Raw genomic sequence first — 21,137 nt, 5'->3', positions numbered from 1 at the left:
ATTGTATGAACAACTTTTTCTTCCACCTGCATCAGTTTCTGCCCACTCGCCGGCTACGGCCACAGTTGGCTTTGGCCGGGCTGCTGCTCTTGGCCACGGGCTGTAATCTGCAGAAGGATATTGACGTGGAGCTGCCCGCTTTTCCGCCCCAGCTGGTAGTGGAGTGCTACCTGGAGCCCGGGCAGGTTCCGCGCATGACCGTCAGTGAAACCGTCCCGTATCTGAGCAGCCCCACCCCCACCCTGCTCACCGACGTGTCGGTAGTGCTCACGCTGCCTTCGGGCCAGAAAGAAGCTTTCCGTTTTTCACCGGGCCTGGATACGCTAACCAAAAAGCTTTACACCCACCAGGGCAGCCAGCCGCTGGTGGCCAAGCCCGGCGACACGTTTACGCTGGACGTGCAGGACACCCACGGCCGCCACGTAACGGGCCGCGCCACCATGCCGGCCCGGGTAACCATTGATTCGCTGATCTGGAAATTCAACGACAAGCCCACTGAAGAGCGCCGGGCGTATTTGCTGGTCAAGTTTCAGGACCCAGCCGCCACGGCCGACTTCTACCGCCTGCAGATTCACAAGGACAGTATTTCGGATGGCCCCAACCGCGACCTGGAAGTGGATGACCGCCTCACCAACGGACAGTTTACGACCCTGGGTACCAGCTACCGGTACTCCGCCAACGACACGCTGCTGGTCACGCTCTACCACCTCGACCAGCCCTACTACCGCTTCCTGCAGTCGGTAGACGATGCGCAGAACGCCAACGGCAACCCCTTTTCCCAGCCCGCTGCCGTGAAGTCGACGGTAGAGGGCGGCGTAGGCGTATTCACCGTTCTGAGCTACCACCGCCGCCGCATTATTATTCGGTAGGCCAAGACCAGCACGAAAGCCAAAAAGGCCCGCGGAATCAGTTCCGCGGGCCTTTTGCTTGGTACCAAGCCGGCTTTATTGGCGCTCCAACACGGTGCGCAGCAGGGCCGTCAGGCGGGGCTCGGCTTCGGCGGCCACGCGCAGGATGTCGGCTATTTCCACCCGCTTGAGCTTACCCGGCGAGCAGAGGTCGGTGATGACGGAAACGGCCAGCACCGGCAGGCCCATGTGCACAGCGGCAATAACCTCGGGCACGGTGCTCATGCCCACCGCGTCGGCCCCGATGGTGCGCAGGTAGCGGTATTCGGCGGGCGTTTCGAGCATGGGGCCGGGCAGGCTGGCGTACACGCCGCGGCGTACTTTATCGGCGAAGCCCAGCTGCTGAGCCGCTTCCTGGGCCTGGCTGAGCAGCTCGTGGCTATAGGGCTCCAGCATGTCAGGGAAGCGTGGACCCAACTCGTCGAGGTTTTTGCCCACCAGCGGGTTGGTCGGCTGCAGGTTGATGTGGTCCTCAATGAGCATCAGGTCCCCGTAGTTGTAGTCGGGGTGCAGGCCACCCGAGGCGTTGCTCACAAACAGCTTCTGAATGCCCAGCATCTTCATGACCCGCACCGGAAACACTACCTGGGGCATGGAGTAGCCTTCATAATAGTGAAACCGGCCCTGCATCACCAGCACCCGCCTTCCGGCCAGGGTGCCGGCCAGCAGATTGCCCGAGTGGCTTTCTACCGTCGAGACCGGGAAGTGCGGAATCTGGGCGTAGGGCAAGGTAAAGGCCACGTCGATGTCGTGAACCAGGGCCCCAGGCCGGTGCCGAGGATGATGCCGAATTCGGGCTTAAAGTCGCCAATCTGCTGGCGGATATGGGCGGCGGCTTCGTGGAGATTTTGCAAAGCGTAAGAATTACTAGATGGCAGAAAGCAGGAAACAAGGTGGGCTCAAAAGTAGACAAGAAACAAGCGGTTCTGTTTTCAACCCTGCCCGTAAAGTGGTAGCCCTCGAAAGTCTCGAATTGGTAATACTGGCTAGAAGCCCGACTATGTGGAATTAGCAATAGATTTAAGCCCACCTAAACTACGGCAACGAAGATGTCTAGTAAAAGCAATGCATTAGTGCTTATCACAAGCACCTGCCTGGCAGCCTGCAACACGGACGACAATGTGAAGCCGGCCGAAACCAAACTGGCCGTTGCCGATTTCACTCTCCCCCAGAAAACGGAGGAAACAGTAAGCACAACCTTTCAAAATCAGTCCCAGGATGCAACGCGCTACACCTGGGATTTTGGCGACGGTAAAACCAGCCAGGAACAACACCCGTCCCATACCTACGCCACAGCAGGGACTTATTCGGTAAAGCTCAAGGCTTTCGGCGCCACCAAGGCCGATTCTGTTACCAAGAGTATCACAGTTGGTCCCTACGAAATCTTTGCTCATTCACCGGTTCGTTTTGCCGGGATATATAGCTGCAAAGTAGTCTCCGGTTATTTGAACCAGTCGGGCTCCGGCCGGACCCGGCTGCCCGACAAGGACATCACTATTACGCAGCAAGCGCCGAATTTCGTACTCTGGGATTCGTACAAGCTTAGGCATGAGCTTGGACTAGTTTATCATACGCAGTTCCCCGGTGTTGCGGCTCACTCATTTCATGCCCAAATTACTGATAACATGCAACGTGGAAGCGTTACTTCCCGCTTTTATGTGGCGGGAGATAGTGCTACTTTCATGGTATTTGAGGTAAGAAGCAACACTACCTTCTATACCATATACCACGGTAAGCGGCGGCCGTAAGTAGAAAAATGCATTGTTTAGTTCTAGCTAGGCAAAGACCAGCAAGCAAAGGGGCCGACCAATTCAAGTTGGTCGGCCCCTTTGCTTGCTGGTCTTTGCCAAATGGCGGTTACCCTTACTGAATATTCAGCTCGAAGGGCATACGGGCCTGCACGCCGCTCATGGTCGAGAGCTTCTTGTACTGCTCATACACGGGGTACATCGGACCCATTTCCTCCTTGATCAGGTGCATGCGCACTTCGGTGCTGGTGGTGTTGAACACGTTTTCGAGCATGTTCTTCTGCCGGGGTAGGCGCTGCAGCTGGTAGTCGTCTTCTTTCAGATTGGCGCGGCGGGCGGCAATGCGCACGGCATCCTCGAACGAGCCCAGCACATCCACCAGGCCGCGGGCCTTGGCTTCGGTGCCCGACCACACCCGGCCCGAGGCCAGGCGGCGCAGGCGCTCAACCGGCATATGGCGGCCGGCGGCGGCTTTGGTGGTGAAGTCGGTGTAGATACGGTCCACTTCCTGCTGCAACTGCTGCTTCTCAAAGGCGGTGAGCGGACGGGTGATGGTGGGCAAATCGGAGAACTTGCCGGTCGTGACCCGGTCGGTGGTGATGCCGAGCTTGTCGCGCAGCAGGGGCTGGATGTTGGGTAGTACGCCAAACACGCCGATGCTGCCGGTAATGGTATTGGGGTGAGCAACGATGGTGTCGCAGGCCATGGCAATGAAGTAGCCGCCCGAAGCCGCCACGTCGGACATAGAGCACACGATGGGCTTCACTTTCTTGGTCAGCACCACTTCCCGGTAGATAATGTCGGAAGCCAGAGACGAGCCGCCGGGCGAATTCACGCGCAGCACCACGGCCTTCACCTTATCGTCGAGGCGGGCCTTGCGGATGGCTTCGGCAAAGCGGGTGCTACCGATGTTGTCGTTGCCGCCCTTGCCGGTCACGATGTCGCCGTCGGCGTAAATCACGGCAATGCGGTTGCCGCTGCCGTCCTCGTCGGTTTTATCGTCGCCCTCGGCATAGTCGCCCAGGCTCACCAGGCTCAGCTTTTTCTTTACGTCCAGGCCCACTTTGCCCTTCATAAAGTCGAGGGCCTGGTCGTAGTAGCCCAGGTTGGTCACCAACCCGAGGCGCTTGGCATCGTCGGCGTTGTGCACCAGCATCGAGTCGGAAATCAGCTTAAGGCGGGCCTGCGTGATGCCACGGGTCTTGGCCACATTCTGCAGCATGTAGTCGTTGATGGAGTTCAAAAACGAGGACGTCTGCAAACGGGCCGAGTCCGACATTGAGTCGCGGAAGTAAGGCTCCACGGCGCTCTTGAACGAGCCAACCCGGAAGATGTAGGGCTCGATGCCAGCCTTCTCGAACAGGTTTTTGTAGTAGTAGGTCTCCGAGCTCAGCCCGTTGAATTCGAGCGTACCCTGGGGATTGAGGTAGAGCTTATCGGCCACCGAGGTCAAGTAGTAGCTTTTCTCGGAGGCAATGTCGTTGTAGGCCACGATGAACTTGCCCGACTTCTTGAAGTCCAGCAGTTCATTGCGTATTTCCTCGAGCGAGGCCATGCCGGCCTGCACCAGCTCCACGTTCAGGAAAATGCCCTTAATGTCGTCGTCTTTTTTGGCCCGGCGGATGGCCAGCTTCAGCTGCTCCAGCCCGATGTTGTCGGCCTGGGAGCTAAACAAAGCCCCAAACGACTCCCGGCTTTCGCGCTCGGCCACGGGGCGGTCCAGCTTGAGCTCCAGCACCGAGTCTTTGGCTACCGTGGCGGTGTTGTCGCCGCTCACGGCCGACACAATCAGGCCCAGCCCGATCAGCAGGGCCACCACGCCGAACAAGACCAGCCCGGTAAGCGTGGCCAGCACGTACTTCAAAAATTGTCTCATGGAAAAAGGAAAGGAATAGCGAGTTGGATAGTAAGCAAATGTAGAAGGCTTTTGGCACTCCTGCATAGAGGAGAAAAAGCTGGTTAGCGTTGCTTGTACTATAGCTGACGAACAAGCAGGTGAAATGCTTTGAGGTTGGTTGTGACTGTCATGTCTCCCGCTGGTCGACATGACTTTCTTTTAAAACCAGAGCAATTAATTAATATCCATACTTCTCGCCCCACCACTGGCGCAGGCGCTCCTGCATCTTGTGCTCGGCGGGGTTCTGGCCGGGGTGGTAGAACACGGTGCCGCTCAGGGCGTCGGGCAGGAATTCCTGGTAGGCGAAGCTGCCCTCGTAGTCGTGGGAATATTGGTACTGGTTGCCGTAGCCCAGCTCTTTCATCAGCTTGGTGGGCGCGTTGCGTAGCGGGATGGGCACGGCCTGCACGCCCTGCTGCCGCACCAGGGCACGGGCCTCCCGGATACCTTTGTAGCTGGCATTGCTCTTGGGCGAGGTGGCCAGGTACACCACCGTTTGCCCCAGAATAATGTCCGACTCGGGCATGCCGATAACTGTTACGGCCTGAAAGCAGCTCTGGGCCAGCATCAGGGCATTGGGGTTGGCGTTGCCCACGTCTTCGGAAGCCAGAATGAGCAGGCGGCGGGCAATAAACTTGGGGTCTTCGCCGCCTTCCAGCATTACGGCCAGCCAGTAGAGGCCCGCGTTGGGGTCGGAGCCGCGGATACTCTTGATAAAGGCCGAAATGACGTCGTAGTGCATTTCCCCGCCCTTGTCGTAGCGGGCCAGGTTTTGCTGGGCCAGCTGCTGCACCACGGCGTCGGTAATGACGATTTCGCCGGTAGCGGGGTCGGGCCGGCTTGATTCCACCACGATTTCGAGCAGGTTGAGCAGCTTGCGTGCGTCGCCGCCCGAAATCAGGAGCAGGGCTCCGTACTCGGCCACGCGCACCTTTTTCTGCTTGAGCACCTCGTCCTCGGCCAGGGCTTTATCCACCAGCTCGGTCAGCACGTCCTTGCTCAGGGGCTCCAGCACGTATACCTGGGCCCGGCTGAGCACGGCCGGAATGACTTCGAACGAGGGATTCTCGGTAGTCGCCCCGATGAGCGTGACGATGCCCTGCTCCACGGCTCCCAGCAAGGCATCCTGCTGGGACTTGCTGAAGCGGTGAATTTCGTCGATAAACAGCACCGTGCCCCGCTGCCGCTTGGCTTTCTCGATGACGTCGCGCACGTCTTTTACCCCGGCATTCACAGCGCTCAGGGCGGCAAAGGGCTGACCCAGGGCCTCGGCCAGCAGGTGGGCCAGGGTGGTTTTGCCCACACCGGGCGGGCCCCACAAAATCAGGGAAGGCAGGCGCTTGGCGTTGAGGTAGCGGCGCAGCACCCCGTCGGGACCGATGAGGTGCTGTTGCCCGGCGTACTCGTCGAGGGTGCGGGGGCGGCGGCGCTCGGCCAGCGGGGCGCTGGCTGACACGGGCGGGCGGGTGGGCGCTGCGGAAGAAGGTTCGGAGTCGAAAAGGGAGCCGGTAGCCATAAGAAAGGAATGAGGCCTAAAGGTACGGCGCCGGGCGGCGTGGCGTTTGGGACGAGCCCAGAAGAAAACTCCCAAGCCCGGCCGTGGTTACTCGTGCATCTCACGCACGGTTCCTGTTCTACCTTTGCCGCTGATGAAAAATACGCTCCGCGTCCACGCGGCTTTATTCGTGGTGGCCGTCATTTACGCGGCCAACTACAGCTTGTCCAAAGATGTCATGCCGCACTACATGGGGCCCTTCGGCATTGTGACCCTGCGGATTCTGGGCGCGGCCCTGTTCTTTGCTGTCGTCAGCCGGCTGGTGGCACCCCACGACCGTATCGTGGGTCGGGCCGACAACATCCGGGCAATTCTGTGCGGGCTTATCGGCATTGGCGGCAACCAGCTGCTGTTCTTTTCGGGCCTGAACCTGACCTCGCCCATCAATGCCTCCCTGCTGCAAACCATTGCCCCGATTGTGGTGGTCATTGCCTCGGCCGTGCTGCTGGGCGAGAAAATAACCCTGCTGCGGGTGTTGGGCATCGGGCTAGGCGGCATCGGGGCCGCGACGGTGATTCTGAGCCGGGCGGCGGGTGGCATTGTGTACCCGAACGCCATGCTGGGCAACCTGTTTATTCTGCTCAACGCCACGGCTTTCGGGGTGTATCTGGTCATCGTCACGCCGCTGATGCGCAAATACCACCCGTTTACGGTGCTGGCCCGCATTTTTCTGGTGGGCGCTTTCCTGGCCGTGCCCTTCGGCTGGCGTGGTGCCCTTTCGGCCGACTACAGCAGCTTCCCGCTCTACATCTGGGCCGAAATCGTGTACATGATTGTCTGCCTGACCATTCTGGCTTACCTGCTCAACAACTGGGCGTTGAAATATGCTTCCCCTGCCCTGCTGGGCGTCTACATCTATCTGCAGCCCATTCTGGCGGTGCTTATTGCCGTAGGTCTGGGCAAAGACCATTTCACCTGGGCCCGGGCTGGGCAGGCGGCGCTTATTTTCGCGGGTGTGTTTCTGGTGAGTCGCAAGCCCAAACCCGCACCCGCCGCTGTGCCCCTGGAAGCCATGCAGGATTAGACAAGAGTAGTTGGGTAGGTTTGTGTAAATTTGAAGTTACGCTCGGTTTACGGCTCATCTGTAACCTACCATCTATGTTGTCTTTCCGCGGCGGCCTGTTGCTGCTTATTCTCTCCTGCTGCTCGACCTTGACCTTTGGGCAAACCAAACCAGCCAACCCTGCCACGGCGGCCCCCAAGCCTTATACCTACACTGAAGCAATGCCGGTGTTTCCCGGTGGCCAGCCCCGGCTGCTGGCTCTGATTCGCGACAGTCTGCGCTACCCGCCCCAGGCTCTGCGCGACGGGCTGCAGGGCAAGGTTGTGCTGTCTTTTACCGTAGACTCGACGGGCGCATTTACCAAGCTGAAGCTGGACAAAGGCTTGCGGGCCGACTTGGATGCGGAGGCGCTGCGCCTCTTGCGGCAGCTGGCGCCTATCCGCTGGCAGCCGGGCACCCAGAATGGGCGGCCGGTGGCGGTGGTGTACACGGTGCCCGTCACCTTTAGTCTCACCCAGGAGCCCCAGCCCCTAGCCGCCGATTCGCTCGACCTGGCCCCCGGCCGGGCCATTGTATTTCCAACCTCCAGCTGGCCCGGCGGCCGTACTGCCCTGCCCGCCGATAAAGGCGTGATTTACGGCAGTTTCGTGCAGCGCCTAGGCTTCAGCAGCGGCGGCCTGGCCCAGTACGTGCGTCTGCACAACCTGACCACCCATAAAGTAGTCCGCATCCTGGTGAAGCCGGTGATGCGCAGCCGCCAGGAAAACGAGTTCTGCGTGGCCCTGCCGCCGGGCCGCTACGCCCTCTACAGCTATGAGTATAGCTACGGGGTAGAGCAGATACGCAAGCCCCGCAACGGCCCTACCCTATCCGACACTCGCTTTATCTTCGAGGTGCGGCCGGGGCAGCTGCACTATGTGGGCACCTGGAACATGCGCCAGCCCCTACAGCCGGAGTTCAAGCCGGATAAAGCCACCCTGGATCAGCGCCTGCAACCCGATAACCCCGGCCTGCCCTTGCCACAAGCCATAGTGGCCCTGCCCAGATAGCCATTGGTAATAAGCTGGGGTTGCGTTGCTTACCAGACTGCCTTATTTTACGTATAGGGTAAGAAGCAACACACTATTTCGGCTGAAGGCATGAATCTGGACGCGGAATTACAGGGTTTACCAACGCGGGAAGCCGCCTACTACGTGCGCCTCGGGCTCCTGCTGGAGCTATTCACGCTGGCCGAGGTAAGCGACTGGGTAGACGAGGTGCTGTGGCGCGAAGAAGAGCCCGAAGAGTTTTTCATCACCCTCTACGGCTTGCTGCGCACGGGCAAACCCCGGGTGCCAACCTACCTGAAAACGGCCTTTGCTGCCGAAACGTACTCAGCCCGGCCCCTGTTGGGCTGGCTACAGCAGCAGTGGGCCACGGGCCGCTGGCCGCTGAGTCAGCTGATTCGCTCCCTGTACCGCCTGCGCACCCTGGTGCACTCCGACCAGGAAGTGGGCTGGATTTACGCCCTGGCCGCCGACTACGAGCAGGCCGCCGGCGGCCCAGCCGAGGAACTGCTGCCGGTGCAGCAGGAAACCGAAGCCTTTCTGGCCTGCTACCGCGAGTACACCTTCGCCAACCGCGGCAAGTGGCAGCAGCTGGACATAAAAGTGGAAGGTTATCTGGCTAACTTGCGCCAATAGCAGCCGGCGGCTTAGTCCTTGCAAAAGGTTGGGCGCGGGGTTGCCCAGGCAGCTCCAAATAGCCCCGAATGACGCCCGAAGAAGTAACGGAATTTGCGAACAAGCTAGCCGCGGAAACCCCGGCTTCCGAAGCCTATTTTGGCATTTTTCAACAAGGCGACGGGCCCGACGAAAGCTTTATCCGGGCCAACAAGCAGGGCCTGCGTCTTTTTGCCGCCGGGCTCCTGCGCGCTGCCGACCAGGTAGACGAAACGCTGGCCCACGAGACGAAAACCCTAATCCCGCTTGAATTTCAAGAGAATGACTGGCTGGATGGCGACACGTCCATCGACTATGTGGAACCGGTAACCTACAGCGCTGCCTCCCAGCCCCCGGCGGAGCCGAACTCTCTGGCCGATAATCTACAGGCATATAGCTGGCTTGCAGTTGGACTCTTCTTGCTAGTGTCCCTGCTGGTAGGCATTGGCATTGGAATCAAAACCGGTATCGAAACCATTTTCAACTGGTTTTTTGGCTAATCTGCGCTATTTTTCTACTCGCTATTAGAGAGGCCAACGCCATAAAGCAAAAAGGCCCGTTGCATTGCTGCAACGGGCCTTTTTGCTTACGCTGAATACGAAAACCTTACAGGTGAATCACCTCGCCGTAAGCAGCAGCAGCGGCTTCCATCACGGCTTCCGACATCGTGGGGTGCGGGTGCACCGACTTGATGATTTCGTGGCCGGTGGTTTCGAGCTTGCGGGCTACGACTACCTCGGCAATCATTTCCGTCACGTTGGAGCCAATCATGTGGGCGCCCAGCCACTCGCCGTACTTCTTGTCGAAGATAACCTTCACGAAGCCGTCCTTGGCGCCGGCGGCCGAAGCCTTGCCCGAAGCCGAGAAGGGGAACTTGCCCACTAGCACGTCGAAGCCTTTGTCGCGGGCTTCCTTCTCGGTGAGACCTACCGAGGCAATTTCGGGCTGGGCGTAGGTGCAGCCGGGAATGTTCTGGTAGTTGAGCGGCTCGGGGTGGTGACCGGTAATCTGCTCGACGCAGATGATGCCCTCGGCCGAAGCCACGTGGGCCAGCGCCGGGCCGGGCACGATGTCGCCGATGGCGTAGATGCCGGGCACGTTGGTCTGGTAGTAGTCGTCCACAATTACGCGGCCCTTCTCCACCTTGATGCCCAGCTCTTCCAGGCCCAGGTTTTCGAGGTTGGTTACTACGCCAGCGGCGCTCAGCACCACATCGCAGGCAATCTGCTGGTCGCCTTTGGCCGTTTTGATGGTCACGTTGCAGCCTTCGCCGCTGGTGTCCACCTTCGTTACCTCGGCCGAGGTCATAACCTCAATGCCGATTTTCTTGAACGACTTCTCCATCTGCCGCGACACTTCCTCGTCTTCCACGGGCACGATGCGGGGCAGGTATTCCACCACCGTTACCTCGGTACCCATCGTGCGGTAGAAGTAGGCAAACTCGACGCCAATGGCACCCGAGCCTACTACCACCATCTTCTTGGGCAGCGAAGGCAGCACCATGGCCTGACGGTAGCCGATGATTTTCTTGCCATCAATCGGCAACGCGGGCAGCTCACGCGAACGGGCGCCGGTAGCCAGGATGATGTGCTTGGCCTCCACGGTTTCTTTCGAGCCGTCGGCCTTGGTTACTTCCACCTTGCCGGGAGCCAGCAGCTTGCCCACGCCCGCTACGGTGTCGATTTTATTCTTTTTGAACAGGAAGTTGATGCCCTTGCTCATGCCATCGGCCACGCCGCGGCTGCGCTTAATCACGGCCTCAAAGTCGAAGCCCGTTTCGCCTACCTTCAGACCGTAGTCCTGAGCGTGCTGGAGGTACTCATACACCTGGGCCGTTTTGAGCAGGGCTTTGGTTGGGATGCAGCCCCAGTTCAGGCAGATTCCGCCGAGCGACTCCCGCTCTACCACGCCTACTTTCAAGCCGAGCTGGGAAGCCCGAATAGCGGCTACGTAGCCTCCGGGGCCGCTGCCGATAACGACCAGGTCGTATTGCAATGCCATATTAGTTTGTGTTTTATAAAGAATTGTTTTATCCTTACCGGGAGAACAACTCTTTTTGTGGTAACGAAAGAATCTGCCAGCGGGCCTTCAGCGGCTCCCTCTGGTGCGGTAAAGATAAGGAGCGAATCTGTCTTCCCGCACTTGGCCGCTGCTTCATCCTGAGCCGTGAGGTTCGCTACCCGCAGCAACGTTTTTCCTCCGCCTGCTTTCTGCTCTGACCCCAACCGTACCTACCAGATGAAACACTACTACACTTTTCTGATTCTCAGCGCCCTGGCTTTGCCGGCCGCCCATGCCCAAACAGCCGCCCCGGCCAGCGCTACGCCCGTGGTAGCCACCAGCAGCTTCGCGGCGGCCACCCCGGCCAAGCGGCTTTCCAACAGCGAATACAAAGCTCAGATTAAAGCCGCTGATGCCACGCTCAAAACCAAGCCCAAGGACGCCGAGGCCCGCCTGACCCGCGCCACAGCCCACCTTGAGCTCAAAGACTACGAAGAAGCCGTGGCCGACTACACGGCCCTGCTGCGGACCCAGCCCACCAACCAGGAGTGGCTGTACCTGCGGGGCACGGCCTACCTGCGCGGAGAAATGTTTCAGCAAGCCGTCAACGACTTCACCAAGATTCTCAAGGTGGACCCCAAGAACAAGTCCAGCCTGCTCTACCGGGGTGTGGCCCGCATGAAGATGCTAAACTTCAAGGGCGCTATTCCGGATTTCGGGGCCATTATTGAGCAGGAGCCCGAGAATGCCGACGCCCTTGAGTACCGCGGCGTGTGCTATTCCCACGCCGGCCAGGACGCCCTGGCCATGCAGGATCTGGAGAAGGCCGCCAAGCTCAACCCCGAAGCCGCCAAGACGCTGAAGCGCTACCGTCCCTCGAAATAGCCCGCCGCCAGCAGCCTAGTCCATTAAGCGCCCCAACCGGCTTGGTTGGGGCGCTTTTTTTATGAAAAAGCACAACCTCTCGGGCAACTTCACGTCTACACGCTGAGCGCGCGGGAACCCCTCCGTTGGAGGCCCCCGACGCCGCGTTGGTTTGTGAAGTCTCTTCTGACTATCTGCTTTTTACGAAATGAAAAACTTCTTACTCTACTCCATAGCGGGTGCCGCTACGGTTCTGCTTACTACCCAGTGCGCCTCCACCGCCGAGCAGGACACGCCCGGCTCCCGCCGCGCCACTGCTACGGAAACCTCGGCGCCCCGTTTGCCCACGGCTTCGGCCATAACTGATGCTTCAGCCAGTGCCTCGGCTTCGGCCGCTACTCCAGCCACGGGGGCTACGAGCCCCGGCGCGGCGGCTACGGTCCCGGTGGTAGAGCCGGCGGCCCGCAAGAACAACGCCGACTACAAGGCCGACATCCGCACGGCCGATGTGACTCTGAAGACCAAGCCCCGCGACGTGGATGCTCTGCTGCTGCGGGCCAAGGCCAAAAGCCACCTGAAAGACTACCGCGAGGCTTTGGTAGACTACAACCTGGCCCTGCGCCTGAAGCCGACCAACGCGGAGGCTTACTACAGCCGGGGCCTGACGCGGCTCAAGCTCAAAGAATATACGCCTGCCATCAGTGACTTCAGCAAGGCCCTGAAGTACCGCCCCGACGACAAGGAAGCTTATTTCGGCCGCGGGGCGGCCAAAATGCAGCTCTTCAACTTCAAGGGAGCTATTCCCGACTTCACCAAGGCCATTGCCATCGACAGCGCCTACGCCGACGCCTGGGAATACCGCGGCATCAGCTACTCGTCTATCAACAAGCCCAAGGAAGCCCAGACCGACCTGGAAAAAGCCGCCAAGCTCAACCCCGATGCCAACAAGAGCCTGCGTCGCTACGCTGGCAAAGAGTAGATTTTAGTTGCTGGTTGTTAGCATACGACTGTCATCCTGAACTCTGCGAAGGACCTTCCTCTGATGAGTAACAAGGTTCCTTAAATGTAAAAAGCCCTTTACCACCTGCTGGTAAAGGGCTTTTGCACGTTGGCAAGAGCTTTAGCGGGATAAAGGAGGAAGGTCCTTCACTCCACTTCGTTCCGCTCAGGATGACAGACGACACAACAAGGCCTAACAACTGACAACCAACAAAGAACAACTAAACTTTATTTCCGGCCGAAGAGCAGCTTGAGGTAGAAGCTGGGCTGGCGCAGCCGCTCCCGCAGGTCCAGGTCCAGGAACATGCCCGAAATGGTTTCGGCCAGCGTGGGGTTGTTGGCGGCGCGGTTGGCCACGAAGTTGAACAGGGCCGGAAACTGCAGCAGCCGCTGCAGCCAGTGACTCAGGCGCAGCTCCTGACCCAGGCGCCGGTACACAGCCGTATCGTACTGCTGCAAAAAGGCGCCAGAAGTGTCGTTGGCGGCCAGGGCGCGGGTAGCCCAGTCGGCCGCGTGCCGCCCGCTGACCATGGCGTGGCTGATGCCTTCTCCGCTGAACGGGTCAATCAGTGAGGCCGCGTCGCCGAGCAACAGGTAGCCGGCTCCGGAAATCACGCGCCGCTTCGAGCCCAGCGGCAGGCCAAAGCCCTTTATCGGCCCCAGGCGTCTGGCCTCCCGAAACCGCTCTTTCAGGGCCGGGTGGGTTTCGAGCATTTCGGTCATTCGCTCCCGCAGGTTTACTTTTTTGGCCGACACAGCCTTGGTCAGCATGCCCGCTCCCACGTTGGCCTGCCCGTTGGGCAGCGGAAAAACCCAGAGGTAGCCGGGCAGAAAATCCTGGATGAAGTGCAGCTCAATGAAGTTGTCGGGGCTCAGGCCGGTCACGCCTTCGTAGTAGGCCCGAACCCCGGCGCAGTGGTGGGCTGGCTCCAGGGCATGACCGGCAATCTGGCGGGCAAAGGCCGATTGGGCACCATTGGCCACGAGCAGCAACCGAGCCGAGGCTATTTCCCGACCATCGGTGGTGCGCAGCAGCCAGCGGCCATCGGTGGTACGCTCGGGCTGGGCCACGTCGGCACCTTCCAGCAGCTCGATTTCGGGCCGGCGGCGTACTTCCTCCACCAGGAAATTGTCGAAGTCGAGGCGCTTCATTACGTGGCCGGCCGATGCATCCACGGTCTTGTCGTAGTGCGGCTGAAAAGGCACGGCCAGCCGCTGCCCATTGGGCGCGAAAAAGTCGATGCCCCAGGACGGCACCTGCGCCACTGAGGCCGAAAGACGACCGGGCAGGTCGGGGCCCAAACGGCGCAGTTCACTGAGCACCTTGCCGCTGAGCGCGTCGCCGCAGATTTTGTCGCGCGGGAACGTGGCTTTGTCCAGCAGCAGCACCGGCTGGCCCGCGTTGGCTAAGTGGAGCGCGGCGGTTGCGCCACCCGGCCCGGCTCCCAGAATACAGATATCGACGTGGCGCATGGGTGATTTTGGGTATTCGTGGTCGGTTTTTAGAGCGGCAAAGCCAAACCGGGCTACGAAGATGGGAACTTTGCCTTTAATGCGGAGCTTCCCTTAGCATCCGGGGCGGGCCCTAGGCCACTGCTCAGAGGGCCCGGGAAGGGAAACTGTGGGTTAGCCGCCTTGGGTCAGTAGCCAAAACGAATTACCATAACCCAAAAAACCTATCTTCGCCGCATGACGAAACTGCTCGACGGAAAAGTGGCCCTCATTACGGGTGCTTCCAAAGGAATTGGCCGCGCCATTGCGGCGCATTTCGCCCAGCTTGGGGCTAATGTGGCATTTACCTACCTCTCCAGCGTGGAGCAAGGCCAGCAGCTGGAACAGGAGCTGGCGGCCCACGGCACTAAAATCAAAGGCTTCCGCTCCGATGCCTCCGACTACGCCCAGGCCGAAAAGCTGGTGGAAGACGTGGTGGCCGAGTTTGGCAAGCTGGATATTCTCGTAAACAACGCCGGCATTACCCAGGACGGCCTGCTCATGCGCATGAGCGAGCAGCAGTGGGACCAGGTGCTGGCCGTCAACCTCAAGTCGGTCTTCAACCTGACCAAGGCCGCCACCAAGCCCATGATGCGCGCCAAAGCCGGCAGCATCATCAACATGAGCTCGGTGGTGGGCATCAAAGGCAACGCCGGGCAGGCCAACTACGCCGCCTCCAAAGCCGGCATCATCGGCTTTACCAAGTCGGTGGCCCTGGAGCTGGGCTCGCGCAACATCCGCTGCAACGCCATTGCTCCCGGCTTTATCGAAACTGAAATGACCGATGCCCTCGACCCCAAGCAGGTAGACGAGTGGCGCAAGGCCATTCCGCTGCGCCGCGGTGGCACTCCCGAAGACGTAGCCAAAGCCACCGCCTTCCTGGCCTCCGACGACAGCAGCTACATCAGCGGGCAGGTGCTGCAGGTAGACGGCGGCATGCTGACCTAACATCAATTTATTCTTGAAAAGCGTTGCGGGCAGCGCGGAGCTTCGGTTCCGCGCTGCTTTTTTTATGGAGTGCAGTTTCCCGCCGCAGGCGTGTCGGCCCTCAGAGGCTGACCTAGCCCCGGGCCTCGGGGCGCCCAATCCGCGCGGAGCCGAACAATCCTCCTCGGTGGTGGTTAGTAGCCGTCCTGACTTTTCAGGAACGGTTCACAAAAGATTAATCCAGCCTTTTTAAAGTAAAGCCCGTTCTTGTTCGTCTATCTGACTAGCCTTTTCTGGCTAGGTTGAAATACTTTACCGTTGGCTGCCCGACTCCTACCTATTGTGCGCCAACACCCTTGCACATGAAATTTCTGGTATCCTCTATCCTGCTTGCCCTTCTTACCACTGGCCTCGCCTCTGCTCAGCTGCTTCCCCAGACCGCGTATTTAGCCAAGGCCCCGGCGGCGCAACCCATGACCAAGCTGCGGGTGAAGGCCACTCCCCAGACGGCCAGCCGCCTGGTAAGCTTCGTGGCCAGCCCCATTGCAGTGGTGGCACCCAGCACGCTGGTGGAAAGCTACTTTTATGAGGGCCAATACGTGCGGCGGGGTCAGGTGCTGGCCAAACTGCGGGTACGCTCCTCTAACGCCATTGCCTACCTCAACGCCCCACACGACGGGGTGCTGGCCCGGGCCCAGGCCCAGGTAGGCGAAATGCTCACGCCCCAAACGCCCTTGACCACCCTCACCGACCAGACCCGTCTGCTCGTGCGCCTGCACCCGGCCGCGGCCCAGCGGCTGCATCCCGGCGACAGTGTGCAGGTAGCGTTGGCCAACACGCTGGGGGCTGCGGTACGGGGCAAAGTAACGGGCTGGAGCGGGACTACGGCCAAGCCCGAGCTACAGCTGCAGTTGCGCAAATCGGTGATCGGTGCGGCCGTGGGCACCGCCCTGAGCGTAGCGGCCAACCCGGCCGGGACCGCAGCTACGGTGGCCGAGGCACAGAAGTAGAAGCCGCCAAGCACGGCCCGACCGGCGGCTTCAGCGTGACGTTCTTGCCGAAACGCGGGTTTGTAGGTAGGTTTAACGGCACTTCCCCGTTTTGTATGGCCCCTGCTGCCCCGTTGAAAATTACCACCAAAGGCGCTGTAGCTGCCTTGCTCGTTCTTTTGCTAGTGGCTGGGGCCGCCTACCCCCGCGTGGCTCGCCGCCTGGGCCGCTACCAGGCCGCCCGCCGGGCCACTGCCGCCGTGGCTCAGGCAGCGCCTAAGCTTCACGACGGCGACCTTATTTTTCAGACTTCCCAATCGGCGCAGAGCCAGGCTATTCAGCTGGCCACCAAGTCGGCCTACAGCCACTGCGGCATCCTGTTTCGGCGGGGCTCGGAATGGCGGGTGTTTGAGGCCGTGCAGCCGGTAAGCGAAACCTCGCTCACGAAATGGGTAGCCCGCGGCAAGGATGGCAAGTTTGTGGTAAAGCGCCTGCGCGACGCCGAACAGGTCTTGACTCCAGCGACCTTGCAGCGCCTGCAAGCGGCTGGCCGGCAGTACGCGGGCAAAAACTACGACCTCTACTTCGGCTGGAGCGACGAGCGAATCTATTGCTCGGAGCTGCTCTGGAAGATGTATAAAACCGCCACCGGCCGCGAAATCGGCCAGCTCCAAACCCTGCGCGAGTTTGATTTGAGCCACCCGGCCGTGCAAGCCAAGCTGCGGGAGCGGTACGGGAAGACTATTCCGCTAAACGAAAAGGTTATTTCCCCCGTCCGGATGTTGGAAAGAAAGGAACTAGTGACGGTGCGGTAGGCCGGCAGCTCCGCCACCTAGTGGCTGGGTGGGATGTACCAGCCGTACTCGGGCTTGCTCTCGAAGGCCTTTATTTTGAAAACGCCCCAGCGCGTGCCGATGTACAAGTCCGGCCCGTCAATCACCATCGACGACGGTTGCAGCATGCCCCACTTATACGGCCCCCGTAGTACGGTTGTCAGCGTCAGGTCACTGTTTAGAATACCCAGATGTTCGTCGGTTAGAATATAGACCCGGTTGGCAGACACTACCGTAAGCTTGGGAGCCTCGGCCAGACGTATCATGGTTTCCGATTCCCACTGGCCGGTGGCATTCCGGGTAATTTCCAGAATACCGCCGGAGCCCAAGCCTGCACCTGCTCTACCCCTACTATGTATGGCGTATAGCTTCGACTGGAATTCGAATATCCACCGGATTCGGTAGGTGTTAGCCATCCGGTACTGCACTGTAGCATCATTGCTGAGGAACCACAGTCCGCCCCCGTTCTCCCCGTCATCGATGCCGACTAAAAAGCCGTCCGAGACCTTTTTAACTACTTTCACCCCGTATCGATAGTTAATCTCGGGTTTCAGGCGGCCCATAGGGATGGTCAGCGAGTCACCGCGGACGGGCACGTATCTGGCTTTCGGCCGGCTCACCATAATATCGGTGCCGACCTTGCAAACCACCCAGTCGTCACTCGAATAGGTGATGTCAAATACCTTGTCATCAAGAGACCCTGCCTCTTTTTGCCAGGCAGAAAGTTTCTGCTGCTGAGCCCTGGCAAAGGAACTGGCCAAAAGCAACAACGCAATGAGGATCAGTTTACTCATTCTTTAATACTGGCAGATTCGGCCACGGATAATCTATACCGGTGCGTGCTTCCGCTTTTTCTACCTATTTGTCTTTAAATATCTTACGCCTTAGCGGTTCAAACCCACTCCATTCATATCTACTGTCATAGAACACAAATTCCAGATGCTTTCTTGTTCCGGCATATAATCTGACAGAATATATGCTACTCTCGGAGAAGGGCATGCTTAATTTCAAGCTATACGGCAGGAGCTGTTGCATATATCTAACTACAGCAGCTTCATCAGTAAGGCGAAGCGGTACGGAACCGACCAAGACCGGTGGCGTCTTGGTCTTGGTGCCTGGATTCGGACAAATCGTATCCCGAAACAACGTAGCAATTCGGGGCGCCAGATAACCCTGGTCATAACCTAGCCCCTCACTCCGCCCCTGTCTGTAATCTAAATAGATCTTTATAACTTCCCGGCGTCCGCCCCACTCCGTACAGGGTGGCCCTGCCGCGTGCAGAACCAGGGTATCTTCCCAATCCAGGGCCAGAGGGTGCTGGCTCGCAGAAATAACCAGGGGCTTTGGTTCTGTGACAGACAATTTAGCCCAAAGCAACACCAACACGCAGGCAACGACGAACAGCACCGGGAATAATCTCTGCATAGCTCTTTATTCCTAGTGTCGGCGGGCAAAGCGGGCGGCAACCAGACTATCGTACTTTTCGTGAAATTTTATCGGAATTGAGTGCAGCTTGTAGGTTCCCTCATTCGTGACTAGCGTCGCATTATCAAACCCGTCGGAAGCCAGCACCTCGTAGCGGCCTTTATGTAAAGTTATTACCGTTAAGTGCCTGATGTTGGAGTTATACTGGCTATTAATCTTCTTCACCGTGCGGGCCAGTACAACACTATCCAGCTGATCCTGTCCTACGCGTTTTAACTCCTGCACTAACTCTTTTTGAAATTGCGTGGCTATGTGCAGACTCGCCTCGGGCACGCACCAAGTGGCTCCTGGCGGGGGCGGCTCCCGAATAATTTCTTTAGGAACAGTTTCGTACGGACCGGCCAGCCAATTATACTGCATGGCCAGCGCGCCACCTGCTAGGCCCATTACCAGCGCCAGCAAGTGAGTAGTCCAGCGGTTCCAAGTGTGAAGCTTCTTTCTGTTTGCTTCCATAGCTTGCCAACGCACTTTTGCCCAATATAGAAACCGGACGGTACGGAACCCATTCTGTGCCTAACTTCGCCCTGATCTGTTCGTCAGCACGACGCTATGCTGCTTAGCAAGCAACTTCCCGGCTGGTTTTCGGGTTCTTAGTGCTCCATTCTTCGCCCTTCGCCTTTGCTGTCCACCGCTGCTTCTCCCTGGTTAATCTTGCTGTGCCTGGCCGTGGGTGCGGGTTACGCGGCCCTGTTGTACTCGGCTAAGGCTCCCTGGAGCAAGCCGGTAAACTACGCCCTGGCCGCCCTGCGCTTCGTGGTTGTGAGCTTTCTGTGCTTTCTGCTGCTCTCGCCCTTCATCAAAACCACCACGACCACCAAGGAGCAGCCCACCATCGTGCTGGCCGTGGATAACTCCCAGTCGGTGGGCCTGTTTACGCCCCAGCCCGTGCTCAGCCAGGCCACAACGGGCCTGACCCAGCTGGCGGCAGCCCTGCGCGACAAAGGCTTTCAGGTCGAAACCCGGACGCTCAACTCCGGGGCCCGCCCGGCCCGGCCCGATTCCCTGCGGTTTCAGGCAGCGGCCTCCGACCTCGACGGGCTGCTCACCGGCATCGGGGAAAGCTACGACGGGCGCAACTTGGCCGGGGTGGTGCTCGTCTCCGACGGCATCGTGAACCAGGGCCGGAGCCCGGTGTATTCCGAGTTCAACTTCCCGATTTACAGCGTGGCCGTGGGCGACACCCTGCCCAAGAAGGACGCGCGCCTGGCCCAGCTGACTTACAACCGTGTGGCCTTCAGCGGCAACCGGTTTCCGCTGGAGGCCGAAATTGACTACAGCGGCTTTAGCAGCGGGGAAGCTTCGGTGCAGCTGCGCGAAAACGGCCGGGTGCTCGAAACCCGGCGCGTACCACTTACCGGCAGCCGCCGCAGCCAGAAAACGACTTTTCTGCTCACGGCCAATGCCCCAGGCAAGCACCGCTACGAAGTGGTAGTACAGCCCCTGGCCGGCGAGTTTACCACGCTCAACAACAGCAAAAGCGCCTACATCGACGTGGTGAAGGGCAAGCTGAAAGTGCTGCTGGCCGGCGCGGCCCCCCACCCCGATTTGAAGGCGTTGCGGGCCGCCATTCAGCAAAACGACAACTTCGCCCTGACTACCTACCTGCCCGGCATCACGCCCCTGCAGGCCCAGGACTTCGACGTGGCCATTCTGCACCAGCTGCCCGCCCGAGGCGGCGTGGGGGCCGAGGTGCTGGCCGCCGTGAAGAGCCGCAAGATTCCGACCCTCTACATCGTGGGGGCCCAGTCCGATTTCAACGCCTACAACACCTTCGGCTCGGGCCTGACCATCACGCCCCGCGGCTCCCAGACCGACGAGGTAACCCCGGTACTCAACCCCAGCTTTTCGCGCTTCACCTTCGAGGAAGATGCCTTACGACGCTTCGCGGCGTATCCGCCGGCCGCCGTGCCCTTCGGGGATTTGCGGGTAAACAGCGGGGCTGAAGTAGCCTTGTATCAGCAGGTGGGCCGCCTCAAAACCCAGAAGCCCCTGCTGGTGTTGGGCGGCAGTCCGAGCCAGCGCCAGGCTACGCTGCTCACCGACGGCAGCTGGCAGTGGCGCCTGCAGGAAGCCGCCGACCACGCCGACCGGCCCGAGGCCTACGACCGGCTCATCATCCGGACCCTGCAGCTGCTCACGGCCAATGCCAACAAGAAGCGCCTCGACGTGTACCCCACCCAGGACGCCTTCAGCACCGCTGACGACGTGACCTTTGCCGCCGAAACCTATAACGCCATCTTCGAGCGGATTTACGGCCAGCAAATCAAGCTGACGCTAACCGACGAGCAGAGCCGCACCCGCACTTTCAGTTTTACCAACAGTGAGGACGGCTCCCCGCTGCACCTGGGCAATTTGCCCGGCGGCCTATACCGCTACGCGGCCAGCGCCACTCTTGGTGGGCAGGCCCAGCAGGACCGCGGCGAGCTGCTGGTACAGGAGCAGCAGCTCGAAACCCTGGAAGCCCGCGCCGACCACAACCTGCTCTATCAGCTGGCCCGCCGCAGCGGCTCCCGCCTGTATTATCCCAGCCAGTTTGCCCAGCTCACCCAGGATATTCAGAAGGCCAATGCCAAGCCGGTGCTCTACAGTCAGGATGATCTAAAGGATCTGATTAACCTGAAATGGCTGTTTTTCCTGCTGCTGGCCCTGGTTACGGCCGAGTGGGCCACCCGCAAATACTCCGGCGGCATCTAATTCTGTAACGTGAAGCTGCCCTTCGCGGGGCGTTGCCGCGGTT

19 protein-coding genes are annotated in these 21,137 nt (G+C 59.7%); 12 read left to right on the top strand and 7 right to left on the bottom strand.

What is annotated here, in order from left to right:
* Nucleotides 1–5 precede the first annotated feature (5 nt).
* Nucleotides 6–869, top strand: coding sequence for a DUF4249 domain-containing protein (locus MUN79_RS12935; protein ID WP_244678028.1), 864 nt, complete (start codon nucleotides 6–8; stop codon nucleotides 867–869).
* A 75-nt stretch (nucleotides 870–944) separates the two neighbouring features.
* Here the strand turns inward: MUN79_RS12935 and MUN79_RS12930 are convergent, their stop codons facing one another.
* Entirely contained in the window at nucleotides 945–1,649 is a 705-nt protein-coding gene (locus tag MUN79_RS12930) for a purine-nucleoside phosphorylase (protein WP_311136735.1), read from the bottom strand.
* A gap of 308 nt (nucleotides 1,650–1,957) precedes the next feature.
* Here MUN79_RS12930 and MUN79_RS12925 point away from each other — a divergent pair, with 308 nt between their 5' ends.
* A complete protein-coding gene (locus MUN79_RS12925) occupies nucleotides 1,958–2,656 on the top strand; it encodes a PKD domain-containing protein (RefSeq protein ID WP_244678027.1) in 699 nt (232 codons plus the stop codon).
* A 115-nt stretch (nucleotides 2,657–2,771) separates the two neighbouring features.
* Here MUN79_RS12925 and sppA read toward each other — a convergent pair whose 3' ends face one another.
* Nucleotides 2,772–4,532, bottom strand: a complete 1,761-nt coding sequence (gene sppA, locus MUN79_RS12920; protein WP_244678026.1) for a signal peptide peptidase SppA — start codon at nucleotides 4,530–4,532, stop codon at nucleotides 2,772–2,774.
* A 199-nt stretch (nucleotides 4,533–4,731) separates the two neighbouring features.
* Nucleotides 4,732–6,069: a replication-associated recombination protein A gene (locus tag MUN79_RS12915; RefSeq protein WP_244678025.1), complete on the bottom strand. Its 1,338-nt coding sequence runs from the start codon at nucleotides 6,067–6,069 to the stop codon at nucleotides 4,732–4,734.
* 133 nt (nucleotides 6,070–6,202) lie between these two features.
* On the opposite strand from MUN79_RS12915, the gene MUN79_RS12910 reads away from it, so the two are divergent.
* The 4 genes from MUN79_RS12910 to MUN79_RS12895 all read left to right on the top strand — a co-directional run bounded on the left by MUN79_RS12910 (nucleotide 6,203) and on the right by MUN79_RS12895 (nucleotide 9,311).
* A complete protein-coding gene (locus MUN79_RS12910; RefSeq protein WP_244678024.1) occupies nucleotides 6,203–7,132 on the top strand; it encodes a DMT family transporter in 930 nt (309 codons plus the stop codon).
* Nucleotides 7,133–7,206: 74 nt separating this feature from the next.
* On the top strand, nucleotides 7,207–8,160 hold the full coding sequence (locus MUN79_RS12905; protein WP_244678023.1) for an energy transducer TonB: 954 nt from the start codon (nucleotides 7,207–7,209) through the stop codon (nucleotides 8,158–8,160).
* Between the two features lie 90 nt (nucleotides 8,161–8,250).
* Nucleotides 8,251–8,793: a hypothetical protein gene (locus MUN79_RS12900; RefSeq protein ID WP_244678022.1), complete on the top strand. Its 543-nt coding sequence runs from the start codon at nucleotides 8,251–8,253 to the stop codon at nucleotides 8,791–8,793.
* 68 nt (nucleotides 8,794–8,861) lie between these two features.
* The gene (locus MUN79_RS12895) at nucleotides 8,862–9,311 is read left to right on the top strand and encodes a hypothetical protein (protein ID WP_244678021.1); all 450 of its coding nucleotides are present in this window, start codon (nucleotides 8,862–8,864) and stop codon (nucleotides 9,309–9,311) included.
* 106 nt (nucleotides 9,312–9,417) lie between these two features.
* On the opposite strand, the gene lpdA is transcribed toward MUN79_RS12895, so the two are convergent.
* Entirely contained in the window at nucleotides 9,418–10,812 is a 1,395-nt protein-coding gene (lpdA, locus tag MUN79_RS12890) for a dihydrolipoyl dehydrogenase (RefSeq protein WP_244678020.1), read from the bottom strand.
* Nucleotides 10,813–11,049: 237 nt separating this feature from the next.
* On the opposite strand from lpdA, the gene MUN79_RS12885 reads away from it, so the two are divergent.
* Both MUN79_RS12885 and MUN79_RS12880 read left to right on the top strand, forming a co-directional pair.
* The gene (locus MUN79_RS12885) at nucleotides 11,050–11,697 is read left to right on the top strand and encodes a tetratricopeptide repeat protein (RefSeq protein ID WP_244678019.1); all 648 of its coding nucleotides are present in this window, start codon (nucleotides 11,050–11,052) and stop codon (nucleotides 11,695–11,697) included.
* Nucleotides 11,698–11,884: 187 nt separating this feature from the next.
* A complete protein-coding gene (locus MUN79_RS12880; RefSeq protein ID WP_244678018.1) occupies nucleotides 11,885–12,655 on the top strand; it encodes a tetratricopeptide repeat protein in 771 nt (256 codons plus the stop codon).
* 248 nt (nucleotides 12,656–12,903) lie between these two features.
* Here MUN79_RS12880 and MUN79_RS12875 read toward each other — a convergent pair whose 3' ends face one another.
* On the bottom strand, nucleotides 12,904–14,148 hold the full coding sequence (locus MUN79_RS12875) for an NAD(P)/FAD-dependent oxidoreductase (RefSeq protein WP_244678017.1): 1,245 nt from the start codon (nucleotides 14,146–14,148) through the stop codon (nucleotides 12,904–12,906).
* Between the two features lie 216 nt (nucleotides 14,149–14,364).
* On the opposite strand from MUN79_RS12875, the gene fabG reads away from it, so the two are divergent.
* The 3 genes from fabG (at nucleotide 14,365) to MUN79_RS12860 (ending at nucleotide 16,897) form a co-directional block, all read left to right on the top strand.
* Entirely contained in the window at nucleotides 14,365–15,114 is a 750-nt protein-coding gene (gene fabG / locus MUN79_RS12870) for a 3-oxoacyl-[acyl-carrier-protein] reductase (RefSeq protein WP_244678016.1), read from the top strand.
* A 341-nt stretch (nucleotides 15,115–15,455) separates the two neighbouring features.
* Entirely contained in the window at nucleotides 15,456–16,103 is a 648-nt protein-coding gene (locus MUN79_RS12865) for an HlyD family secretion protein (RefSeq protein ID WP_244678015.1), read from the top strand.
* A 95-nt stretch (nucleotides 16,104–16,198) separates the two neighbouring features.
* A complete protein-coding gene (locus tag MUN79_RS12860) occupies nucleotides 16,199–16,897 on the top strand; it encodes a YiiX family permuted papain-like enzyme (RefSeq protein ID WP_244678014.1) in 699 nt (232 codons plus the stop codon).
* Between the two features lie 17 nt (nucleotides 16,898–16,914).
* Here MUN79_RS12860 and MUN79_RS12855 read toward each other — a convergent pair whose 3' ends face one another.
* Together MUN79_RS12855 and MUN79_RS12850 are read right to left on the bottom strand one after the other, a co-directional pair.
* Nucleotides 16,915–17,709, bottom strand: a complete 795-nt coding sequence (locus MUN79_RS12855) for a hypothetical protein (protein ID WP_244678013.1) — start codon at nucleotides 17,707–17,709, stop codon at nucleotides 16,915–16,917.
* A gap of 643 nt (nucleotides 17,710–18,352) precedes the next feature.
* The gene (locus MUN79_RS12850) at nucleotides 18,353–18,853 is read right to left on the bottom strand and encodes a hypothetical protein (RefSeq protein ID WP_244678012.1); all 501 of its coding nucleotides are present in this window, start codon (nucleotides 18,851–18,853) and stop codon (nucleotides 18,353–18,355) included.
* A 198-nt stretch (nucleotides 18,854–19,051) separates the two neighbouring features.
* Here MUN79_RS12850 and MUN79_RS12845 point away from each other — a divergent pair, with 198 nt between their 5' ends.
* On the top strand, nucleotides 19,052–21,094 hold the full coding sequence (locus tag MUN79_RS12845; protein WP_244678011.1) for a VWA domain-containing protein: 2,043 nt from the start codon (nucleotides 19,052–19,054) through the stop codon (nucleotides 21,092–21,094).
* Nucleotides 21,095–21,137: the final 43 nt, after the last annotated feature.

The organism is Hymenobacter cellulosilyticus (assembly GCF_022919215.1).
Taxonomy (GTDB): domain Bacteria; phylum Bacteroidota; class Bacteroidia; order Cytophagales; family Hymenobacteraceae; genus Hymenobacter; species Hymenobacter cellulosilyticus.
Note: the sequence above shows the minus strand (reverse complement) of the source record. Positions and strands in the feature narration are given on the sequence as shown.

Excerpts from the sequence above, each read along its gene's own strand:
- MUN79_RS12935 (WP_244678028.1), top strand. The coding sequence starts at position 6 with ATGAACAACTTTTTCTTCCACCTGCATCAGTTTCTGCCCACTCGCCGG.
- MUN79_RS12925 (WP_244678027.1), top strand. The coding sequence starts at position 1,958 with ATGTCTAGTAAAAGCAATGCATTAGTGCTTATCACAAGCACCTGCCTG.
- sppA (WP_244678026.1), bottom strand. The coding sequence starts at position 4,532 with ATGAGACAATTTTTGAAGTACGTGCTGGCCACGCTTACCGGGCTGGTC.
- MUN79_RS12915 (WP_244678025.1), bottom strand. The coding sequence starts at position 6,069 with ATGGCTACCGGCTCCCTTTTCGACTCCGAACCTTCTTCCGCAGCGCCC.
- MUN79_RS12910 (WP_244678024.1), top strand. The coding sequence starts at position 6,203 with ATGAAAAATACGCTCCGCGTCCACGCGGCTTTATTCGTGGTGGCCGTC.
- MUN79_RS12905 (WP_244678023.1), top strand. The coding sequence starts at position 7,207 with ATGTTGTCTTTCCGCGGCGGCCTGTTGCTGCTTATTCTCTCCTGCTGC.
- MUN79_RS12900 (WP_244678022.1), top strand. The coding sequence starts at position 8,251 with ATGAATCTGGACGCGGAATTACAGGGTTTACCAACGCGGGAAGCCGCC.
- MUN79_RS12895 (WP_244678021.1), top strand. The coding sequence starts at position 8,862 with ATGACGCCCGAAGAAGTAACGGAATTTGCGAACAAGCTAGCCGCGGAA.
- lpdA (WP_244678020.1), bottom strand. The coding sequence starts at position 10,812 with ATGGCATTGCAATACGACCTGGTCGTTATCGGCAGCGGCCCCGGAGGC.
- MUN79_RS12885 (WP_244678019.1), top strand. The coding sequence starts at position 11,050 with ATGAAACACTACTACACTTTTCTGATTCTCAGCGCCCTGGCTTTGCCG.
- MUN79_RS12880 (WP_244678018.1), top strand. The coding sequence starts at position 11,885 with ATGAAAAACTTCTTACTCTACTCCATAGCGGGTGCCGCTACGGTTCTG.
- MUN79_RS12875 (WP_244678017.1), bottom strand. The coding sequence starts at position 14,148 with ATGCGCCACGTCGATATCTGTATTCTGGGAGCCGGGCCGGGTGGCGCA.
- fabG (WP_244678016.1), top strand. The coding sequence starts at position 14,365 with ATGACGAAACTGCTCGACGGAAAAGTGGCCCTCATTACGGGTGCTTCC.
- MUN79_RS12865 (WP_244678015.1), top strand. The coding sequence starts at position 15,456 with ATGAAATTTCTGGTATCCTCTATCCTGCTTGCCCTTCTTACCACTGGC.
- MUN79_RS12860 (WP_244678014.1), top strand. The coding sequence starts at position 16,199 with ATGGCCCCTGCTGCCCCGTTGAAAATTACCACCAAAGGCGCTGTAGCT.
- MUN79_RS12855 (WP_244678013.1), bottom strand. The coding sequence starts at position 17,709 with ATGAGTAAACTGATCCTCATTGCGTTGTTGCTTTTGGCCAGTTCCTTT.
- MUN79_RS12850 (WP_244678012.1), bottom strand. The coding sequence starts at position 18,853 with ATGGAAGCAAACAGAAAGAAGCTTCACACTTGGAACCGCTGGACTACT.